The sequence below is a fragment of the Desulfovibrio sp. DV genome (assembly GCF_001936595.1).
Taxonomy (GTDB): Bacteria; Desulfobacterota; Desulfovibrionia; order Desulfovibrionales; family Desulfovibrionaceae; genus Solidesulfovibrio.
Genome location: NZ_MLBG01000018.1, coordinates 22,675 through 42,032 on the forward strand (window position 1 = coordinate 22,675; position 19,358 = coordinate 42,032).

At 66.0% G+C, this 19,358-nt stretch carries 15 protein-coding genes; 5 read left to right on the forward strand and 10 right to left on the reverse strand.

Features of this window, described 5'->3' with window-relative positions; translation table 11 throughout:
- Positions 1-141: 141 nt before the first annotated feature.
- Genes DVDV_RS06640 through DVDV_RS06650 form a run of 3 tightly spaced genes read right to left on the reverse strand, consistent with a single transcriptional unit; the run spans position 142 to position 4,715 of the window.
- Positions 142-1,521, reverse strand: a complete 1,380-nt coding sequence (locus DVDV_RS06640) for a HAMP domain-containing sensor histidine kinase (RefSeq protein WP_075353917.1) — start codon at positions 1,519-1,521, stop codon at positions 142-144.
- The gene (locus DVDV_RS06645; RefSeq protein ID WP_075353918.1) at positions 1,508-2,185 is read right to left on the reverse strand and encodes a response regulator transcription factor; all 678 of its coding nucleotides are present in this window, start codon (positions 2,183-2,185) and stop codon (positions 1,508-1,510) included. Before DVDV_RS06645 ends, DVDV_RS06640 begins: the two co-directional genes overlap by 14 nt.
- 49 nt (positions 2,186-2,234) lie before the next feature.
- A complete protein-coding gene (locus DVDV_RS06650; RefSeq protein ID WP_175577074.1) occupies positions 2,235-4,715 on the reverse strand; it encodes a response regulator in 2,481 nt (826 codons plus the stop codon).
- Positions 4,716-4,983: 268 nt separating this feature from the next.
- Here DVDV_RS06650 and DVDV_RS06655 point away from each other — a divergent pair, with 268 nt between their 5' ends.
- Positions 4,984-6,273 carry an ABC transporter substrate-binding protein gene (locus DVDV_RS06655; protein WP_075353933.1) on the forward strand — a complete coding sequence of 430 codons (1,290 nt, stop codon included), beginning with the start codon at positions 4,984-4,986 and terminating at the stop codon, positions 6,271-6,273.
- A gap of 65 nt (positions 6,274-6,338) precedes the next feature.
- On the opposite strand, the gene DVDV_RS06660 is transcribed toward DVDV_RS06655, so the two are convergent.
- From DVDV_RS06660 to rnr, 4 genes are read right to left on the reverse strand one after another with little or no spacing between them, the layout of a single operon-like run.
- Positions 6,339-8,525, reverse strand: coding sequence for an ATP-binding protein (locus tag DVDV_RS06660; protein ID WP_075353919.1), 2,187 nt, complete (start codon positions 8,523-8,525; stop codon positions 6,339-6,341).
- Positions 8,525-9,367 (reverse strand): substrate-binding domain-containing protein, encoded by an 843-nt coding sequence (locus DVDV_RS06665; protein ID WP_075353920.1) that lies wholly within the window; start codon positions 9,365-9,367, stop codon positions 8,525-8,527. Before DVDV_RS06665 ends, DVDV_RS06660 begins: the two co-directional genes overlap by 1 nt.
- Positions 9,368-9,379: 12 nt before the next feature.
- Entirely contained in the window at positions 9,380-9,793 is a 414-nt protein-coding gene (locus tag DVDV_RS06670; RefSeq protein ID WP_075353921.1) for a hypothetical protein, read from the reverse strand.
- On the reverse strand, positions 9,790-12,012 hold the full coding sequence (gene rnr, locus DVDV_RS06675) for a ribonuclease R (protein ID WP_075353922.1): 2,223 nt from the start codon (positions 12,010-12,012) through the stop codon (positions 9,790-9,792). Before rnr ends, DVDV_RS06670 begins: the two co-directional genes overlap by 4 nt.
- A 125-nt stretch (positions 12,013-12,137) precedes the next feature.
- On the opposite strand from rnr, the gene DVDV_RS06680 reads away from it, so the two are divergent.
- Positions 12,138-12,506: a hypothetical protein gene (locus tag DVDV_RS06680; RefSeq protein WP_075353923.1), complete on the forward strand. Its 369-nt coding sequence runs from the start codon at positions 12,138-12,140 to the stop codon at positions 12,504-12,506.
- Here DVDV_RS06680 and DVDV_RS06685 read toward each other — a convergent pair.
- Complete coding sequence (locus tag DVDV_RS06685) at positions 12,499-13,350, reverse strand: M48 family metallopeptidase (protein WP_075353924.1); 852 nt, start codon at positions 13,348-13,350, stop codon at positions 12,499-12,501. The genes DVDV_RS06680 and DVDV_RS06685 overlap by 8 nt on opposite strands.
- Positions 13,351-13,424: 74 nt before the next feature.
- On the opposite strand from DVDV_RS06685, the gene DVDV_RS06690 reads away from it, so the two are divergent.
- The 3 genes from DVDV_RS06690 (at position 13,425) to DVDV_RS06700 (ending at position 16,659) form a co-directional block, all read left to right on the forward strand.
- On the forward strand, positions 13,425-14,798 hold the full coding sequence (locus DVDV_RS06690) for an SH3 domain-containing protein (RefSeq protein ID WP_075353925.1): 1,374 nt from the start codon (positions 13,425-13,427) through the stop codon (positions 14,796-14,798).
- 39 nt (positions 14,799-14,837) lie between these two features.
- Positions 14,838-15,275 carry a hypothetical protein gene (locus DVDV_RS06695; RefSeq protein WP_075353926.1) on the forward strand — a complete coding sequence of 146 codons (438 nt, stop codon included), beginning with the start codon at positions 14,838-14,840 and terminating at the stop codon, positions 15,273-15,275.
- A 142-nt stretch (positions 15,276-15,417) separates the two neighbouring features.
- Positions 15,418-16,659, forward strand: coding sequence for a GGDEF domain-containing protein (locus tag DVDV_RS06700; protein ID WP_075353927.1), 1,242 nt, complete (start codon positions 15,418-15,420; stop codon positions 16,657-16,659).
- A 52-nt stretch (positions 16,660-16,711) separates the two neighbouring features.
- On the opposite strand, the gene DVDV_RS06705 is transcribed toward DVDV_RS06700, so the two are convergent.
- Both DVDV_RS06705 and DVDV_RS06710 read right to left on the reverse strand, forming a co-directional pair.
- Positions 16,712-18,133, reverse strand: a complete 1,422-nt coding sequence (locus tag DVDV_RS06705) for an NAD(P)/FAD-dependent oxidoreductase (protein ID WP_075353928.1) — start codon at positions 18,131-18,133, stop codon at positions 16,712-16,714.
- A 98-nt stretch (positions 18,134-18,231) separates the two neighbouring features.
- Entirely contained in the window at positions 18,232-19,323 is a 1,092-nt protein-coding gene (locus tag DVDV_RS06710) for a C1 family peptidase (RefSeq protein ID WP_075353929.1), read from the reverse strand.
- Positions 19,324-19,358: the final 35 nt, after the last annotated feature.

Genomic DNA, 19,358 nt, shown 5'->3' on the forward strand with positions numbered 1-19,358 from the left:
GAGGGGCCATCCGATCCGGCGAAACAAGGCAGAGGGTTCGTTTTGAGTGTCTTTTGGGTCGAACGGGCCATTCGCCTCGTTCGATGGCTACCGTATAGAACCCGGATATGAAGCGGGGATGGCCACAAAATGAACGAAAATTTAACTTTTCGTCCGGCCGGCCGGAAAGGCCAGGGTGACCACCAGGCCCGGAGCATTGTCGGCCAGGGTCAGCTCGGCATGATGGAGCCCGGCCGCCGCCGCCACCAGCGACAGGCCAAGCCCGCTGCCCGGGGTGTTGCGGCTGGATTCCAGGCGGGTGAAGCGTTCAAGGACCAGGTCGCGGTGCTCGGCCGGGATGCCGGGACCGGTGTCGGCCACGCTTAGCTCCGCCCCGGTGGGGGTGGCCCGCAGGGTCAGGTTCACCGTCCCGCCGACCGGGGTGTATTTGACGGCGTTGTCGAGCAGGTTGGCCAGGGCCTGGGAGAGCAGATGGCGGTTGCCGGGCACGGTGACGTCCGGGTCGAGGTCCAGGGTGAAGGCCAGTCCGGCTTCTTCGGCCACGGGTTCGTAGAGTTCGCCGGCGTCGGCGGCCAGGCTGGTCAGGTCGATGTCGGTGAAATCCTGGCGGCGCGCCCCGGATTCGGCCTGGGCAATGGTCAACAGGGCGTTGAAGGTCTGGAGCAGTCCGTCGATCTCGCGGATGGTGTGCTCCAGGACCTCGCGGTAGGCCTCGGGGCTCTGGATGTCGGCCAGAGACATTTCCAGGCCCGAGCGGATGCGGTTTAAGGGGCCGCGCAGGTCGTGGGCGATGTTGTTGGAAACCTGTTTGACGCCTTCCATGAGCCGGCTGATCTGGTCGAGCATGGCGTTTAAGTTCTCGGCCAGCCGGTCGAATTCGTCGCCGGCCCCCCGGGTGGGGATGCGCCGGCTCAAGTCGCCGTTCATGATTTCGCGGCTGGCTTTGGTGATGACGTCGATGCGCTTGAGCATCCAGCGGCTGGTCAGCACCCCGCCGGCCCCGCCCAGGACAACGGTCAGGAGCAGGCCCCAGAACAGGGAATCGATGATGAGCCGCTCCACCTTGACCCGTTCGGACACGTCGCGCCCGACCACCAGATGGAAATTGCCGGGCAGCAGGAAATAGCGCATCCGCACCCGGCGCGGCTCGAAATTCTCCGTATCCTCCAGGGTGGCGTCAAACCAGCCCGAGCCGGTGTCCTTGAACTTGGGCCACTCGGGCAGGTTGCCGGCCAGGGGATTGAATTTCCAGTCGGTGAGCAGGTAGACGCTCGATCCGGCCTTGTCCTTGGCCACGCGCGACTTGATGACCCGTATAAGGCCTGTGAGGCCAAGCTGGCTGTACTGTTCGGCCAGCCCCTGGATCTCGGCGTTTATGGTCTCATCGGTCTGGCGTTCCATGAAGCCGGCCGTCGAGGTGTAGATAAACCACAGGAGCACCAGCACCGACAGGCCGAAGGCGGCCATGTGCAGGATGGACAGGCGAAGGGTGGAGGAACGCAGGAGTTTAGTTGGGATCACGCAGACTGTACCCGGCGCCGCGAATGGTGGAGAGCAGGGGCTTGTCGTGGCCCTTGTCGATCTTGTGCCGCAGGCGGCTTATGTGGACGTCGATGACATTGGTCTGGGGGTCGAAGGAATAGTCCCAGACGTTTTCCAGCAGCATGGTGCGGGTGACCACATGGCCGGCATGGCGCATGAGGTATTCGAGCAGGGAAAATTCCTTGGGCTTGAGCTCGATGGCCTGGCCGGCCCGGCGCACCGAACGGCCCACCAGATCCATCTCCAGGTCGGCCACCTTGAGAATGGTGTCCGGGGCGTCGGAGCGGCCCCGGCGCAGGAGCGCCTCCAGCCGGGCCAGCAGCTCGGCAAAGGCATAGGGTTTGACCAGATAGTCGTCGCCCCCGGCCTTGAGGCCCTTGACCCGGTCGTCCACGTCGCCCAGGGCCGACAGGATGAGCACCGGGGTCTGGTTGCCGGCCGAGCGCATGGTCTTGACGATGGTCAGGCCGTCAACCCCGGGCAGCATCCGGTCCACCACCACGGCGTCGTAGGTTTCGGCCGCCACCCGGTACAGGGCCTCGCGTCCGTCGGCCACGTGGTCCACCACATAGCCGGATTCCTTGAGGCCCTTGACCATGTAGGCGGCGGCATCCTGATCGTCTTCCACGATGAGCACTCGCATGGCGGACTCCTTGGCGGGTCGGCGGACAGCGCCGGTCCGCCGGGGCTGGTCATCTGGCGGCAATACGCTCGAGGGCCGCATCGAGTTCGTTCATATCGATGGGCTTTGGCACATAGTCGTCAAAGCCGGCTTCGAGCATACGCTCGCGGTAGCCCTTGATGGCATGGGCGGTCAGGGCCACCACGGGCGTTGCGGCAGTGTCGCCGAAGGTTTCGACGTCGCGCAGGCGCCTGAGCGTTTCCAGGCCGCTTAAGCCCGGCATCTCGACATCCATAAGGACACAGTGAAAGGGTGTGGTGGCCAACAGATCCAGGGCGGCCTGGCCGGAGTCGACAGCGGTGACCGCATGGCCGCGCCGTTCCAGCAACCGCTTGGCCACGAGCTGGTTGATGAGATTGTCCTCCACCAGCAAAATGGACAGCGGGGACAACGCCTGCGGGTGCTTTGCCCGGGCCGGCGCGGTCTGGGCCGGCTCGGGCTGGGCCGGCGGCATTTCGAACACCGCGGTAAAAAAGAAGGTGCTGCCCAGGTCCGGTTCGGATTCGACCCAGATCCGCCCGCCCATGAGCTTGACGAGATTGCTGCTGATCGACAACCCCAGGCCCGTGCCGCCGGCCCCGCGATTGAGGCTGGCGTCGAGCTGGGTGAAATATTCGAAGATGCGCCCGTGTTTGTCGCGGGGGATGCCCATGCCGTCGTCGGCCACGGAGAAAAGCAGGGTCATCGACGGCGTTCCGGGTTCGGGCACGGCGCAGTGGATGGCCGGGGCGGGCTGGACGAGCACCCGCACCGTGCCGTTCTTGGTGAATTTAAGCCCGTTGGAGACGAGGTTGGCCACGATCTGGGCCAGCCGGCCGGGGTCGCCGATGAGGGTCTCTGGCACGTCCGGGGCCACGGTCATGGTCAGACTGTTGCCATGGCGGGCGGCCAGCCCGCTGTAGAGGCGCTGGCACACGCCCATGGTGTCGCGCAGGGCAAATGGGGTGTGGCCAAGCTCCATCCTTCCTGCTTCTATACGGGAAAAGTCAAGAATATCGTTGATAATTTCCAGCAGATTGACGGCGGACTGGCGGGCCAGATCGAGGTAGTCGCGCTGCTCCGGGGTCAGTTCCGTGGACATGGCCAGTTCGACCATGCCCATGATGCCGTTCATGGGGGTGCGGATTTCATGGCTCATGGTGGCCAGGAACTGGGACTTGGTGCGGTTGGCGGCTTCGGCCGCCTCCATGGCCCGGGTGAGCCGCTCGCGGGTGCGCATCAGCTCGGTGACGTCAACCATGGCTTCGATGATGCTGGACGTGCCGGGCAGACGGCTGGCGGTCTTGTACATGATCCGATCGCCGTTTAAGGTCTTTATGGCGCATTCCCGTTCGCGCACCACGCCCGAGGCGGCGTTTAACACCGGACAGATGTCCTTGTTGCACAGGTAGTCCTTGCAGGACAGTCCCCGGGCACTGGGACCGAACAGGCGCTCGGCCGCCGGATTCTGGTATTCAAGGATGCGGTCCCCGCTGTCGGTCAGGCGCACCTTGACGATGGGGATGGGGGCGCTATTAAGGACCAGTTCCAGGTCGCGCCGGCTCTGGACGCTTTCGGTGACGTCAAGGACCAGTCCCTGGACGGCACTGACCTGTCCGGAGGCGTCGCGGCTAAACTGGATGCGGTCGGTCACATGGCGGATCTGGCCGTTTTGCGTCACGATGCGGTAGTCCAGGGCAAAGGCGTCGCGGCCGGAGGCGGCGTAGTCGCGCATGGCGGCCTCGACCCGCTGCCGGTCTTCGGGGTGGATCAGGCTTTTGGGCGAGCGGGCTCCGGAGAGCAGGGCGTCGCGGGAAAATCCGAACCGGGCGATGTTCGAGGAGACGTAGGACACCGGCCCGGGTTCGCCGTCTGCGACCGGATAGCGGATGAGATAGGCCGGGCTGGCCTCCAGGATAAGGCTGGCCTGGCGCATGGCGTCGTCGGCCTCGCAGCGGACGCTGACATCGGCGACCATCATGCGCAGGGTTCGTCCGGGTTGGTCCGGGTTGGAGCCGGTCCACGGTTCCGTGGTCAGTTCGGCGGTGAAGCGGCTGCCGTCGCGCCGGGTCAGGCGCACTTCCAGGGTCTGGGGGCAATTGGCCTCCAGGGTCCGGCTGAGGCTTGTGTGAAAGGCGCTCTGGTCCGAGCGGGCCACGCGCACGACAAAGGGCTTGCCGACGAGCTCGCTGCGGGCGATGCCGAGCATGGCCGACCCCTTGAGGTTGGCTTCGAGGATGACGCCCCGGGGGTCAAGGGTGAAGTAGCCGGCCGGAGCAAAGTCGTAGAGATTGGCGTAGCGGTCGCGGGTCTCGGCCAGTTCGGCCTGGGTGCGGCGCAATTCATCGTTTTGCAGTTCCAGCTCGATCTGGTTGACCCGGAGTTCATGGATAAGCCGGGCCATGTCCGCCACGGACAACTGGCCCAGCTCCGAGGCTGGCGACTGGGCAATGAGGGACTCGGCCTTGCGGCGCAGGTCGGCGGTCATCACATCGGCGGCGGGGTCTTTCATAATCGGACTTCCAGGGGGGCTGGGGCCGGGAATCCCCCGGCGAGCTGCACTCGCCTAGGCTATATGTCAACAGGCGCAGCTTGGAAAGGGGGCGGGCCGCCCCGTGTTTTGCGGGGGAGGCCGGGCCGGGAAAACGGCGTTTGGGGCTGCTGTGGCGGCGGCTGTCGCCGCGCGGGCGGTTTCTTTTTGGGCGCATTGCGGGTATGGCCGGAAAGCGCGTATGCTGCACACCATGCCCGGCCCGTTTGGCCGGGAGCAAGGAGCCGATATGGATGGTCATGGGAAGGGTGTTTTCTGTCGTTTTGGCCTGTCATGGTCGGGTGTTGTCGTTGTGGCCGGCTGCCTGCTGGTGCTGGGCCTGGCGGCGGGGACGGCGCTGGCCCAGAAGGCCGGGCCCCTGACCTTTGGCGTTTTGTTGCCGGCAACCGGGCCTCTGGCCGAGTCGGGCAAGACCTCCCGGGTCGCCCTGGATATGGCCCAGGCCGACATCAACGCCTACATGGCCGCCTCAAACCAGGGCGGACAAGCCACATTTCTTTTTGAGAACACGGGCAGCAGCCCTGAACAGGCCCTGGAAAAACTCAAATCCCTGGCCGGCCGGGGCGTTCGGGTGGTCATCGGTCCCTTCTCCGATGACGAAGCCGAGGCCTGTCTGGAATTTGCCGACAAAAACAATATCCTGCTCATCAGCCAGGGCAGTTCCGGGCCGTTTTTATCCAAAAAAGGCGACAACCTTTTCCGCCTCTCGCCGTCGGACACCTATCAGGCCGAGGCGGTCACCGGGCTCATGCGCCAGGAAGGGGCCACGGCCATTGTGCCCTTGTGGCGCGGCGACCGGTTTGGCGACGATATGACGGTGCACGTCAAGGCGCGGTTCAAGCAGCTTGGCGGCGAGGCCCTGCCGGGCAGCCGCTATGCCCCGGACCGCAAGGATTTCACGCCCATCCTGGATGATCTGGCCAAGCAGGTCGGACAGGCCCAGCGCAGCGGCAAGGCCCCCAAGGTGGCCATCTACTACGTCGGCGGCGAGGAGGTCGTGCCCATTTTGAAGGCCGCGGCCAAGCGGCCCGAACTGGCCGGGCTTGGCTGGTACGGTTCCAGCGCCACGGCCATGCTCGACGCCATTGCCAAGGACCCGGAGAGCGCGGCCGCGGCCATGAAGGTCCGGCTGACCAGCCCGCGCTACGGCGAGGGCGGGGCCAATGTCTACGGGCAGGTGGAGCGGCGCATCCAGGAGAAGACCGACACCTTCCCCGACACCCAGAGCGTGGTGGCCTACGATGCGGCCTGGGCGGCCTTTTTCACGGCCCAGTCGGTGGGCGGGGCCACGGATTTCGCCCGGTTCAAGCAGGGGTTCGTGACGACCTGCGAGCGCATGTACGGGGCAACGGGCTGGCTGGCCTTAAACGAGCACGGCGATCGCCGCGAGGACTGGGATTTCGATTTCTGGGTGCTTAAAAACGACGGCGGCAAGTATTTCTGGGAGAAATCCGCCCGCTACCAGTTCGAGCCGGGCACGGCCAAGGAACTCTTCATCAGTTCCGGCCAGACGAAGTAGCCGGGACACGCCATTGGCCAAAAAAACGGCCCGCGTAAGGAGACTTATGCGGGCCGTTTGACGTGTCAGCCTGCGACGTCCATATCCAGGCGCAAAGTCACGTACACGGCCGTGCCCTGGCCCGGACGGCTGTCCATGCAGATGGAGCCGCCCATGAGCGCCACCAGCCGGCGGGTGATGGCCAGACCCAGGCCCAGGCCGCCGAAGCGGCGGGTGGATGAGCCGTCCTCCTGGGTGAACGGTTCGAAAATGTACTCGAGCTTGGCATCCGTCACACCCATGCCGGTATCGGAAATAACCAGCAGCAGTTGCCAGGTCTTGCCCACGGCCTGGCCGCCCAGGTACAGGGCTGCCTCGCCGCCCATGGTGAAGCGCACGGCATTGCCGAGCAGGTTGGCCAGCACCTGGGCCAGACGCGTCTGGTCGCCGACCAGGGCGGTCGGCACCTGCGGCGACACATCCACGAGCAGGGCCACGCCCTTGGTCCGGGCCGTATCGGCAAAACGGGCGGCCACGTCCATGGCCAGCAGCCCCGGACTAAAGGGCTGGCGGCGCAGGATGACCCGGTCGGCCTCCAGGCTGGCGTAATCGAGCATGGCCGCAATGACCTCAAGCATGGTCTGGCCCGATTTGAGGGCCTGTCCCACGCCGGCCAGGGATTGGGGCGGCAGGGGCAGGGCCTGGACGTGTTCGAGCATGCCCAGCATGATGTTGAGCGGTGTGCGCAGTTCATGGGACAGCACGGCCAGAAATTCGGTCTTGGCCCGGCTGACGGCCTCGGCCGCCTTGCGCGCCCGGGTGAGGTCCTCGGCCCGCTTGCGTTCGGTGACGTCCATGGCCAGACAGACCACACCCTCGTCGTCCTCGCCCGGACCGCGCAAGAGGGCCAGGGACACCAGCACCGGCACCGTGCGCCCGCCTTTGCCGTAAAGCGTCTTTTCCAGGCCCGTCAGGCCGCCGGCGGCCAGCAGGTCCTGGATCGGGGCCGATTCCAGGAACGCGCCCAGGGGATCGTCCGGGGCAAACAGACGCGCGGCCTGCATTCCCAGGATTTCGTCCTCGTCGTAGCCCAGGATGAGGCAGCCGGCCCGGTTGCACAGCGTCACCCGGCCCTGCCGGTCCACCACCCACAAGGCTTCGTTGACGTTGGATAAAATCCGTTCCAGGGATTCCTTGGCCTGGGTGAGCCCCTGGCGCGAGGCCGCCAGGCCCTGGATCATGGTGTTAAAGGCGGCCCCAAGCTCCCGGGTTTCGGAAGGGCCGGTGGTCGGGGCGCGTACGGTCAGGTCGCCGGCCGAGACGGCCCGGGCCGTCTCGGCCAGTCGGGCCAGGGGGCGCGAGAGCCCGCGCGTCCACAACAAGGCCCCCAGAAACGCGACAAAGGCCGCAGCCGCGGCCACAACCATGGCCAGCAGCCGCAACCGGGCCATCTCCGCGTCGATGACCAGCTGGCGCGGCAGCACCACCAGGATCGACAGGCCGTGCAAGCCCACCGGGGCCGCACCGATTAGGCTTGGCAGGCCGTCAAACAGGTCGTCGACGACCTGCTCGCCGCCCGCGGCCAAAGCACCGGCCACGGGCGTGGTCTCGGCCACCTGGACCTGGCTGCCGTCCGGGGAATCCACCGACAGCAACATGCCGTTGCCGTCGACCAGCACGGCATAGCCGCCATGCTCCAGGTGCAGCTCGGTGACCGACCGGGCAATTGCCGCCACGGGCAGGGCGGCCAAAAACACCCCCAGAGGCTGACCAAAGGGGGTCCGGTGGGCCAGGGCCAGCACCAGCCAGGCCGGCGTGCCGTCACCGCTTGGGCGCAGGGCGGAAACAACCGTATCCGGCTTGGCCAGGGCGTCTTTGACGAGCGGGTCCTGGGTCAAGGCCTTGGTCCTGTCGGTATACCCCGAGCCGGCGGCCGCATATTCCTGGACCCCTTGTTCATTGACATAGGCCAGGGAGGTAAAGAGCCCCCGGTAGCGGTCGAACAGGGCCTGCAGGATATGGTAGTCGTGGCTGATGGCAAAGCGTTCCAGGCTTTGGCTGCTGACCAGGAGCTTCAAGTGCGTTTCGCCCTGGTTGGCGGCCAGGGCGGTTTCCCGGGCCAGCCCGGAGGCCAGCAGGCGGACCTTCTCCTGTTCCTTGCGCTCCAGGATGTTGGCGGCCAGATGAAACATCCCGCCGCCAAGGGCCAGGGTCAAGAGGGCCACCAACGTCATCTGGCCCATGAGGACTTGGGTTTTGATGGAGCGCAGCATCAGGGCGCAGCAGGTTTGCCGAGCATGGGCAGACAACCCAGGCGGGTCATGAGGGACAAGGAATCGGGGCTGGCCAGGGCCTTGAGGAACCGGGCGGCGGCCGGCGACAGGGGCGGTTTGTAGGCCAGGGCCAGGGCGATGGTCAGGGGGTAGCTTCCCCGAGCGAGATTTTCCAGGCTGGGAGCCACGCCGTCAAGGGCCAGGGGAACGAGGGGCGTGGCGGTTGTGGCTGACAGGGAAAAGTAGCCGATGGCCCCGGGCTGGCCGGTGACCAGACTGACGGCTTCGGGCGTGGTGTAGGCGATGGCCTGGTCCTGGCAGCCTGTGGCTTCAAAACCGGGGATGGCGGCGTTTATAAGTATCCGGGCCGCTTCCGGCGTTTCCCGGCAGACCCGGCCGATGGGCAGGGGAGGGCCGCCGAGTTGGGACCAGTCCCGGACGTCCCCGGAAAAAATGGCCAGGGCCTGGGCTGCGGTCAGGCCCGAAATCCCGGTCACCGAGGGATGGACGGCAAAGGCCACCGGAACCTTGGCAAAGACGATCTCGGTCAGTCCCCCGGCGATTTCATCCTCGCGCAGGGGCCGGGCCGTGCGGGCCAGTTCGGCCTTGCCGGCCAGGACGGAGCGGATGCCGCCGGTGGTGCCCACGGATTCCGGCACTTCGACCCGGATGTCGGGATTGTCCTGCATGAAGCGTTTGGCCAGGATGCGCAGCAGGTCCTGGCTGTCGCCGGTGCCGGCGATGGTGAGCGTGGCCGGATCGGCGGCGGCCAGGGTCGGCAGGCCGAGCAGGGCGGCCAGGAGCAGGCCGAGGCCCAGACGGGTGAAAAAACCAGCGTGCATGGAGACTCCGGTTCAGGGCTGTCCGGGGGGGCGTTCCAGGACGGCGCGTATGGTCGTAAGCAGCCACCAGATGGCTGCTGTGGCGGCCAGGGTAAACAAGGCGATGCGCAGGCGTTCGGCGGTCAGGCCGGCCAGGGCTGCATTGTGGCGGGCTTCGATGGCCGTAACATTGAAACGCGGGCCGAACCGGGCCGTGAAATCAGCCACCAGCCGTTGGTACGGGCCGTCGAGGTCGTCGCCCTCGACGGCAAAGGTGGGCAGAAACGTCTTGTCCACGGCATTGGCCGTCAAAAGGGCCATCCGATAGCGCTGCTCGGCCAGTCTGGCCGGGGTGGGCCAGTCGTGGGCGGCGGCTGCCGCAGCCACGACCAGCCACAGCAAGGCGCAGGCCGGATACAGCCGGCGGGTTGGACGGCTTTTGGTCATCGTCTCCGTCTTCTGCTTTTACGCTTGGCCGGGGCCGCTTCGGTTGGCGAGGCCTGGCCGCCTTCGATCAGGGACAGGTCCACGGACAGACGGCCGAGGTCCACGCCGGCAAGCTCCACCTCAACCGGCTGGCCGAGGCGGAAACGCCGCCCGGTGCGCTCACCCAGCAGCTCGTGGCGTTCCGGGATGAACTTGTAGTAGTCGTCGGACAGGCTCGACAGGCGCACCATGCCCTCGGCCATGACCTCTTTGAGTTCCACCCAGAAGCCGAAGTCGGCAATGGAGCCGATGACGCCGGTAAAGGACCGGCCGACCTTGTCGGACAAAAAGAGCACGGTGACGCGCTTTAGGATCTCGCGTTCGGCTTCCATGGCCACCCGCTCGCGGCGGCTGATGTGCTCGGCCACCTTGGGCAGCTTGGCCACGAGCTTTTGCGAGGCCGGTTTGCCGGCAATGGCCGTCTTCATCGACCGGTGGACCACCAGATCGGCGTAGCGGCGAATGGGCGAGGTGAAGTGGCAGTAGCAGGTGGAGGCCAGACCGAAGTGCCCGTCGTTTTTGGGCGAATAGGAGGCCTGCATCATGGTGCGCAGGGCCATCCGGCTGACCAGGAAGTCGATGTCCGAGCCTGCCGCCTCGCGAAGGACGGTGGCCAGATCACCGGGGCCGGGGGTGGCCGGCAGTTTCGTGGCCATGTCGGTGGTGCCGAGCAGCTTGAAAAAGCCTTCGAGCTTGGCCGGGTCCGGCTCGGGGTGGACGCGGTAGAGCACCGGGGCCTCGCGTTCGGTCAGGAAGCGGGCCACGGCCTCGTTGGCCGCGATCATGAATTCCTCGACGATCTGGTGGCCGAAGTGGCGGGATTTGGGCCGGATGTCCTCGGCTTCGCCCTGGAGATTGAAGAGAATCTCCGGCTCGGGCAGATCGAAGTCAAGGTTGCCCCGGGCGGCGCGCACGGCATTGATGGCCCGGGCCAGACTCTCGGCCGTCTCCATCATGGGCAGCACCTTGCCGATGGCGGCGCGCTCGGCCTCGTCCCCGAGCATCAGCGCCCGGTTGACCTGGGAATAGGTCAGCCGGGCCTTGCTCTCGATGACGGCGGTGTAAAAATCCGTGCGTCCGGGAATGCCCTTGGCCGTAAAGTCGATCTCGGCCACCATGGCCAGACGCGGCACATGGGGGTTTAGGCTGCATAGCCCGTTGGAGATGCGCTCGGGCAGCATGGGCTCGACGGACTGTGGGAAATAATACGAGTTACCGCGCTCCAGGGCTTCCTTGTCCAGGGCGCTGCCCTCGGGCACGTAATGGGACACGTCGGCGATGGCCACCCACAGGGTGAAGGCCGGGCCGCGTTTCTTGACGTAGATGGCGTCGTCGAAGTCCCGGGCCTTGACCCCGTCGATGGTGACGAAGTCGAGGTGGCGCAGATCCTTGCGGTTGGCGAAATCGGCCTCGCCGGGCTGGTCCGGCAGGGCCTCGGCTTCAAGCAGGACCTTGGGCGGAAAGGGGCCGGGAATGGAGTGGTTGAGTTTGACCAGACGTTCCTGGACGGCAATGTCGCCCTGGGCACCGAGCAGTTGCAGGCCCCGGCCGGAATAAAGCTTGTATTCGAGCTTCTCGTCCACCGCGACGTTGATGATGTCCTCGGCCTGGGGGGTCGGGTCTTCCGGGGTGGGGGGCAGGTAGTCCACCATGAAGCTCATGGTGTGGCGGGGGTCGGTCGGGAGGCACAGGAACAGGTCCGGGGCCATGCGTTTGATCACCCGGCAGGGCAGGGTGGTGACGCCGCGTTCGATGACGCGGGCCACGCGGCCTTCGTGGTTTTTGTCCTTGCGTTCCCGGGTGACGGCGGCCACGACCCGGTCGCCGTGCCAGGCATCGCCGATGTCTTTGGGATGAATGAAAATATCTTTGCGGCGTTTGTCTTCGGGCAACACATAGCCCACGCCGGAACGGCTTATTTCCAAAACGCCCGTGACCAGGCGCATACTTTCGACCAGTCCGAATCCCCGCTGGACCCGGATGATTTTACCGGCTTCCTGAAGTGCCTCAAGAACGGTGAACAGTTCGTGCATCTGGGCGCGCGGTGCGCCAAGCTGGCGCAATACATCCTTTTCAGCCAGGGGCTTGCCGCTTTCGCGGAATACCCGAACCACGGCAGCGGCATCGATGCCGGTACCCGGGGCCTTTTTGGAGTTTCCTTTTCTTCTTCTCGGTGTCATGCGTCCTCCCGCGTTGCGCGCTTCCAGTCATGTATCCCCCTGGCGTCCGTCGCACAAGCCCGATGGCCCGTTGCAGCCGTTTTTGGGGCATGATACCCGGGCATCGAAAAGCCGAAGGAGGGGCCATGGACGCGTTTGCCTGTCGCCTGCTGGGTGAAATCCGCTATCCCGAAGACTATTCGTTTGAGCGTGTGGCTGCGATAGAGTCTGAGGCCGCAGCGGTGCTGGAAGAGGCCCTGTCCGGGCTTGGGGTGACACGGGTGGAAGTGGTGCCCGGTCCGGAGGCGCTGCATTTCGAGGTTTTTTGCGACGCCTGCTCGCCCGAAGAGGGGGCGGTGGTGTGCGAGGCGCTCATGCCGCTTGCCGACGACGGCCCGCTTGGCCGGATCGTGGTGCTGCGTCTGGCCGACGAACCGATGACCGTTTTTTATTTTTGCGGTGAAAATCTCGACGAAGTGACGGTGGAGCGGCCAAGCTGCGGCATGGTCAACTGACGCCAGAGCCCCCGGCCGCGCCAAGCCAGCCCGGCAGGTGATGGCGCGCCGACGATAGCTGCGCGTCAAGCGCCCGGCAGCCCGGCACGTGGCGCTCCAGGAGATCCCAGAACCGTTTGGAGTGGTTGAGTTCCACGGTGTGGCACAGCTCGTGGTAGAGCACCAGCCGGCACAGTTCCCAGGGCAGAAAGGCCAGGGTGAAATTGAGGCTGATGCGCCCTTTTAGCGTGCAACTGCCCCAGCGGGTGCGTTGGGCCCGGACGGTCAGGCCGGTATAGGCCAGCCCCGACTCCCGGCTGACCTCGGCCAGGGCCGGGCCGAGCAGGGCGGCGGCCCGGTCGCGGCAAAACGCGGCCAGCGCCCCGGCCACGGCCGCCGGATCGTCCACTGCGCCGGTAACGGCCACCTGCCCCGGTCCCCGCAGTACCAGGGTGCAGCCGCCGGCCCGGTCGCGGGCCGCGTAGGACACGCCCCATTCCCGGCCAAAAGCCGTCAGCACCAGCCGGGCCGGGCGCTGGAAATCTGCGGCCGGGCCGATGGTGACGCCCTCGGCGGCCAGCCGGTCAAAGGTGGCGGCGATCCATTCGCGGCGGGCGTCGATGGCCTGGGCGAGCAGGTGGCCCCCGACCCCGGCCGGAGCCACCACTTCCAGGCCCCGGCCCGGAAGGAGGCGCAACACCACATTTTTGGCCCGCCCGCTGACCCGGACGGCCACCGGCATGGGCCGGGGCAGCCGTTCGGCCAGGCTTTTGGCCACGGCGGCAGCGTCGAGCCCCGGTTTTTGCCGGGCTGCCGCAATCTTGCCATGCCCTCGGGCACGGCTGGGGCTTGTTTTCGGCTGCATCAACGTCTACCCTCCGCAGGGCCGGTTACTCAGCCGACGCACCGGCCGTCAAGTCGGTCAAGGGAGCCTTTGCCATGCGTGTTTTGTTTAAGCGCCTGCCTGCCTATGCCTTGCTGCTGGTCGTGGCCCTGTCTTTGGGCTGCGCCAGACCGTCCACGGTTGCGCCGCCGGTAGCGCCCTCGGTAGCCAAAGGCCCGGGCGAGGTCGAGGACATCCGGGTCCTGCCCCAGGATTTAAACGCCTATCTGGACCCGGCAACCGCCGACCGGCCGCTTTTTTCCAAGGAGCAGACGGCCCTTCGCATGGAAGGTTTTCTCCAGGAGTGGCTCAAACCCTGGTACCAGACCAAGCCCGGCCCCCAGCGTCGGGATGTGGAAAAAATTTTCCAGGCCTATGAGAAACGTCCCGGCTTCGGGCCGCGTGGGGTGCGCCACGATCCCGGTTCGGCTTCCGCCTTGCTGGCCGGGGCCGACCTGCGCGGCTTCCCCAACAACGTGCGCAAGGCCATAACGGTTAAAAACACCAGCCAGCGCGGGATGCCCACCAACGAGCCGCGTTTTCTCGATCCGAGCCAGCCCGGCGAAGGCTATCCCTTCGACTATCTCCAGCACACCTCCCTGCCGCCGGCCACGCCCATCCTCGTCATCCATGCCAGCCGCGACGGCTCGTGGCTCTATACCGAATCCGCCCTGACCCACGGCTGGATGCCGGCGGCCGACGTGGCCTACGTCGATGAAAACCTCATGCGCGAGTTTTCCTCGCCGCGGCTGGCCGCGGTTGTCCGCGACAATGTCCAGGTGGCGGAAATCGGCCAGGGTGTGGATATCGGCGCGATCTTTCCCCTGGCCGGGCCGGTGGATTCCGGCGGGGTGACGGTGTCGGTGCCGGTGCGCGGGGCCTCGGGTCTGGCCGAGCTTCGCCGGGTGCGGCTGCCGGCCGGCACGGCGGTGGCCATGCCCATGGCCATGACCCCGCGAAACGTGGCCGCCGTCGGCAATCAAATGATGCGCCAGCCCTACGGCTGGGGCGGCCTGGACGACCGGCGCGACTGTTCGGCCCTCACCCACGACCTCTACGTGCCCTTTGGCGTCTATCTGCCCCGCAACTCGGCCAGCCAGGCGGCCTACGGCGGGTCCGTGCCCCTTGGCGACATGCCCGGCGAGCAGAAAGAGGCCACCATCATCAGCCAGGGCATACCCTTTGCCACCCTGGTCTGGATGCAGGGCCACATCATGGTCTACGTCGGCCAGTACAAGGGCCGGCCGGTGATCTTCCACAACATGTGGGGATTTCATACCTTTAGCGAAAGCGGGCGTGATGGCCGGCTGGTCATCGGCCGGGCCGTGGTGACGACGCTTCGGGCCGGAGAGGAAGTGCCGGCGGTGGGACCGAGTCATATCTTGCTTAACCGGGTGCGCTCCATTTCCATCCTGAGCCGACCCTACTGACCCTGACGCGGCCGTACGCGGCCTTATGCGGAGGACGAGATGCGAAACATTTTCGCCTGGGCCAGCATTTGCGTAACCGGCGGCCTGTTTGGCGCCCTGGCCAACAGCGTGTTTGTGTGGATGGCCGGGGCGTATGGCTGGACAGCGGCCATCGGCGTGGCCCTGGCCCCGGAATGGACCCGGCCCTGGCTGTACCAGCGTCTGGTCTGGGGGGCCATCTGGGGACTGGTCTTTGTGCCCCGGTTCCTGGCCAATTCGGTTTTCTGGCGCGGGCTGCTGGTCAGCCTGGGGCCGACCCTGGTGCAACTGCTCATCGTCTTCCCCAACCAGCTGGACAAGGGCTATCTGGGGCTTGACCTTGGCAATCTGACGCCGCTTGTGGTGGTGCTGGCCAATGCCGTCTGGGGCTGGGCCGCCGCAGTCTGGCTGCTGGTGTCCGACGACGACCGCCACGCGTACAGCCGCCGGCTGCGTTAGGGAGGCCGGCTGGCCTGTGCGGGAGAGCTGTTGGGGGCGGAAGCCACGTCGGCCGGGACGTGCAGGAAGCAGGAGGGCTGCGTTGCCCCTATGGACAGAGGGCCAGAAACGGTGAGCCGTCTTTTTTGCCCGGCTTGGAGCGATGACCACAATCCGTCATGACGTACTCGATGGACACCAGAACGATCATCTTGCTGTTGGCGATTGGCTCGTTTCTCTTTTTTTGTTGCTGCTGCTTGACCAGTTCCGCAAAGAACCCTCGCAACGCATTCCCTACTGGGCCGGCGCGAAATTTCTTCAGGCCGTCGGCTCCCTCATCCTCTTTGTGCGCGGACCGACGCCCGAGTTTGCAACCATTGCCAGCGCCAACACCCTGCTGCTGCTCGGCTGCGCCTACGAGGCCTGGGCTGTGTGCTATCTGGTCGGCCACCGGGTTGGGCGGCTGGTCCATGTGCCCGTGGCCCTGGCCATCGTCGCCGTGTGTCTGGCGACCTTCTGCCTGCCGCCGTCGGACCGGGCCGCAGTGGTGTTTGCCGTCCATACGGTTTTTTACGCCCTGCCGGCCGTGGTCCTGCTGCGGCGAAACCGGGCCGGCTCCCTGCTGCGGTGGGTGTTGGGGGCGAGCTATCTGCTGGTGTCCCTGCTGTTTCTGGCCCACGTCCTGTGGCTGGCCGTTGACGTGGCGCCGAGCTGGCAACCCTTCGGAGCGATCATCTATGCCGTCATGGTGCCCTCGATATACGGCATCATGATCGTAAGCGGCTTTAGCATGCTGCTTCTGGCCAAGGACAAAAGCGACCGCGAACTGGAGGCGGCCCAGGCGTCGTTGCGCAGCAAGGACGAGCAGTACCGCCGCAAGCTGGAACGGCTCAACAAGACCGATGATCTGACCGGCATTGCCAACAGAAGGCATTTCGACGCAGTGCTGGCCCGGGAATATGCCCGCCATACGCGGTCGGGCGATCATCTGTCGTTGATTCTCGCCGATGTCGACCATTTCAAGGCTTATAATGACTGCTACGGCCACGTGGCCGGGGACGACTGCCTGCGCCGCATCGGCGGCATCCTGGCCGCCAACGCCAGCCGGGCCACGGATCTGGCGGCCCGCTACGGCGGCGAGGAATTCGCCTGCATCCTGCCCATGACCGACCTGGACGGGGCCTGCGCCATAGCGGAACAGATGCGCCGGGCCATCGAGGACCAGGCTATTGCCCATCAGGGATCGAGCACGGCCGGCGTCGTCACCGCGAGCTTTGGCGTCGCCACGATGCGTTGCACCAAGGACCTGACCTTTTCTGAAGTGGTGGCTGCGGCGGACAAGCTCTTGTATGCAGCCAAATCCTCCGGCCGCAATTGCGTGCAGTGTCTGGCGGTCAAGGACTGACGCCAGGGCAGGGAAGCCTGATCGGGGCGGCGTGGCGTGTCCGGCCCATAACTCAGAGTGGTTGAGGTTTTTCCCCTGACTCCTGGCCTTTTATAATCGCCTTGGCCGGAATGAGCCCTGTGGCTGCTGCCGACACGATGTTGCCGGCCACGCCCGGACCGTCGCCGGCCACGTACATGCCGCCAATGGCCGTCTCCAGCTCGGAGGTGGTGTCGATCTGGGTGGCGAAGAACTTGATCTCCGGCGCATAGAGCAGCGTTTCGTCGTTGGCCACACCCGGCACAACGGCATTTAACTGTTCCAGCCCGTCCACCAGATTGGCCACGATGCGCTCGGGCAGGGCCATGGCGATGTCGCCGCAGGTGACCGACGTCAGGGTTGGTTCGACGCTGCCCCGGCGGATGCGGCTCCAGGTGCTCCGCCGGCCGCGCTTGAGATCGCCAAACCGCTGCAGGATGGGGCTGCCGCCGCCGATCATGGTGGCCAGCCGGCCGATGGCCTCGCCGTAGGCCTGGTTGTCGGACACCGGGTCGTTTAGGACCACTTTGGACAGAAAGGCGAAATTGGAGCTGTCGGATTTGCGGTCCATGTAGGCGTGGCCGTTGACGCACACGAAATCCTGGTAGTTCTCCAGGGCCACGTACCCGCCCTGGTTGGTGCAAAACGTCCGGGTCTGGTCGTCGTATTTGCGGGTGCGCACGAAAAAGGTCGGGTCGTAGATGATGTCGGTCAGGTCGGAGAGGATTTCGTTGTGGACCTCCACCCGCACGCCCACCTCGATGCCGCGCTGGTAAAACGGCAGTTCGTGGCGGCGGGCCAGTTGGCCCATCCATTCCGCGCCGACGCGCCCCGGAGCCAGGATCACGGCCGGGGCCTCGTAGCTGCCCTGGCTGGTGACAACCCCGGCCACGCGCCCGCTTGCCACGATGACGTCGCGCACGGTTTCGCCGGTGTGGATGGTGACCCCGCGCCCGGCAAGGCCCTTGGCCATGGCCGCGATGTGGTCGGGCAGATGGTCGCTGCCCAGATGCTTCTGGCGGATGAGAAGCAGTTCGATGCCGAGCTTTCGGGCCTCTTTGCGGATGGCCCGGGCCTTGTCCATGTCGGTCGGGTAGACCGGGCCGTCCATGCCAAGGCCGGTGAAGATGGCTTCGGTCTCGTCGATCAGGGCCGTGGCCTGGGACAGGGGCATGAACTGGGTCAGGTCGGTCTTGCCGAGCTTGGGGATGAAATTGAGTTTGCCGTCGGAAAAAAGCCCGGCCCCGCCGATGCCCGAGAGGATGTTGCAGGGCGAACACTTGATGCAGTCGGTGTGGCCCTTGATCGGGCAGCGGCGTTTGCCCGGAGCCTTGCCCTTTTCAAGCAGCAATACGGACAGCGTTGAGTGCAGGCTCAGGTAGTGGGCGGCAAAAAGACCGGCCGGACCGCCGCCGACCACGATGACGTCGAAACTGGTACGCGCGAGCTGGGGCACAGGGAAACCTCCGCAGAAAACCCCGCTCGCGGCGGGGGATGGTCAGACATTACACGGTGCGTCTGGCTTCTGGCAAGCGTAGCCGGGCGCAGCCGGGGCTACTGCAGCAACAGCGGCCCCACAGCCGGGAGGGCGGGCGGCCGGGCCGAAGAGGTGAGATAGGCCACGGAGCAGGACACCTTGGCGGCGTCGTAGGCGATGCGCATATAGCCGGCCTCGCCCCAGTCCGGCCCCCAGGAGTTGCGCAGGATCCAGTGCCCGGCGGTCGACTGGTCGCCGTCATTCCAGCCGACCAGGGCGATGGCGTGGTCGGTGGTGGTATTGTAGCACGCGCCGTCGGAAGAGGAACAGGTGTCCTCGCCGTCATCAAATACGCCGCCGGCGTAACGGTCAAAGGCGGCAGTGGTCAGGACGGCAGCATCCACCGGGCCGTAGGCCAGAATGGCGTTTTTGATGGCCGCAATGTCCAGGCAGCCCGCCCGGCCCCAGGAGGAAAAGAGGGTCATGGGCAGGCCGGATTGGCTGCAATTTTGGGAGTCGAGGCCGGCATAGGGCATGGCGGCCTCGGTGGTGATGCCTTCCACGGTCAGGGCGAGGAGCTCCGTATAGGAATAGTCCGCGCCAGAGCAGCCGCTGAAAGAGTCGGAGTAGGGTCCGTGCGTGCCCAGGCAAAAGGCCAGATACTGCTCGGAGAAATCGGCCACATTGGAATTTGTGCGCCGGGTGGCCACATTGTAGGCTCCCTCGGCCGTTGCTGCGGCGGCAAAGGCGTAGCAGGAGCCGCAGGTGCCCTGGTCGCGGACGGGACCGATATAACTTTTGCCGTCGACGTTTCGCCAGTCAAAGGCGGCGGGCAGGTCGGCCCGCCGGGGCAGGTCGGGCGCAACGGCGAGGCTTTGCAGGGCAGAGGCTTTGCCCGGAATGCGCCCGCGCGCCCGCATGGCCTCGCGGGTGTCTTTGGGCAGGGCCGAGACCCAGGTTTCGGCCACGGTGAACTGGTAGCCGTGCTGCGTGATTTTTTCCCGGATGGTTTCCAGACTGTCGTTTGGACCGAAGACCGCCCCGGCCGCAGCCGGCGCTGCAGCCCACAGCAGCGCAAGGAGCGGCAGGAATGCCAGCGCCAGCGTCCAAAAAGCCTTGCCTGGCGGATGTGCCCGTGCCTGGGCGGGAAGCGGACCGGACTGCAGCATGGAAACTCCCCGGTGGCGCAGGGGCCGCCTGTTGC

Bases quoted from the DNA above. Each gene is read 5' to 3' on its own strand.
- DVDV_RS06645 (WP_075353918.1), bottom strand. From the start codon at position 2,185: ATGCGAGTGCTCATCGTGGAAGACGATCAGGATGCCGCCGCCTACATG.
- DVDV_RS06650 (WP_175577074.1), bottom strand. From the start codon at position 4,715: ATGAAAGACCCCGCCGCCGATGTGATGACCGCCGACCTGCGCCGCAAG.
- DVDV_RS06655 (WP_075353933.1), top strand. From the start codon at position 4,984: ATGGATGGTCATGGGAAGGGTGTTTTCTGTCGTTTTGGCCTGTCATGG.
- DVDV_RS06660 (WP_075353919.1), bottom strand. From the start codon at position 8,525: ATGCTGCGCTCCATCAAAACCCAAGTCCTCATGGGCCAGATGACGTTG.
- DVDV_RS06665 (WP_075353920.1), bottom strand. From the start codon at position 9,367: ATGCACGCTGGTTTTTTCACCCGTCTGGGCCTCGGCCTGCTCCTGGCC.
- DVDV_RS06670 (WP_075353921.1), bottom strand. From the start codon at position 9,793: ATGACCAAAAGCCGTCCAACCCGCCGGCTGTATCCGGCCTGCGCCTTG.
- rnr (WP_075353922.1), bottom strand. From the start codon at position 12,012: ATGACACCGAGAAGAAGAAAAGGAAACTCCAAAAAGGCCCCGGGTACC.
- DVDV_RS06680 (WP_075353923.1), top strand. From the start codon at position 12,138: ATGGACGCGTTTGCCTGTCGCCTGCTGGGTGAAATCCGCTATCCCGAA.
- DVDV_RS06685 (WP_075353924.1), bottom strand. From the start codon at position 13,350: ATGCAGCCGAAAACAAGCCCCAGCCGTGCCCGAGGGCATGGCAAGATT.
- DVDV_RS06690 (WP_075353925.1), top strand. From the start codon at position 13,425: ATGCGTGTTTTGTTTAAGCGCCTGCCTGCCTATGCCTTGCTGCTGGTC.
- DVDV_RS06695 (WP_075353926.1), top strand. From the start codon at position 14,838: ATGCGAAACATTTTCGCCTGGGCCAGCATTTGCGTAACCGGCGGCCTG.
- DVDV_RS06700 (WP_075353927.1), top strand. From the start codon at position 15,418: ATGACCACAATCCGTCATGACGTACTCGATGGACACCAGAACGATCAT.
- DVDV_RS06710 (WP_075353929.1), bottom strand. From the start codon at position 19,323: ATGCTGCAGTCCGGTCCGCTTCCCGCCCAGGCACGGGCACATCCGCCA.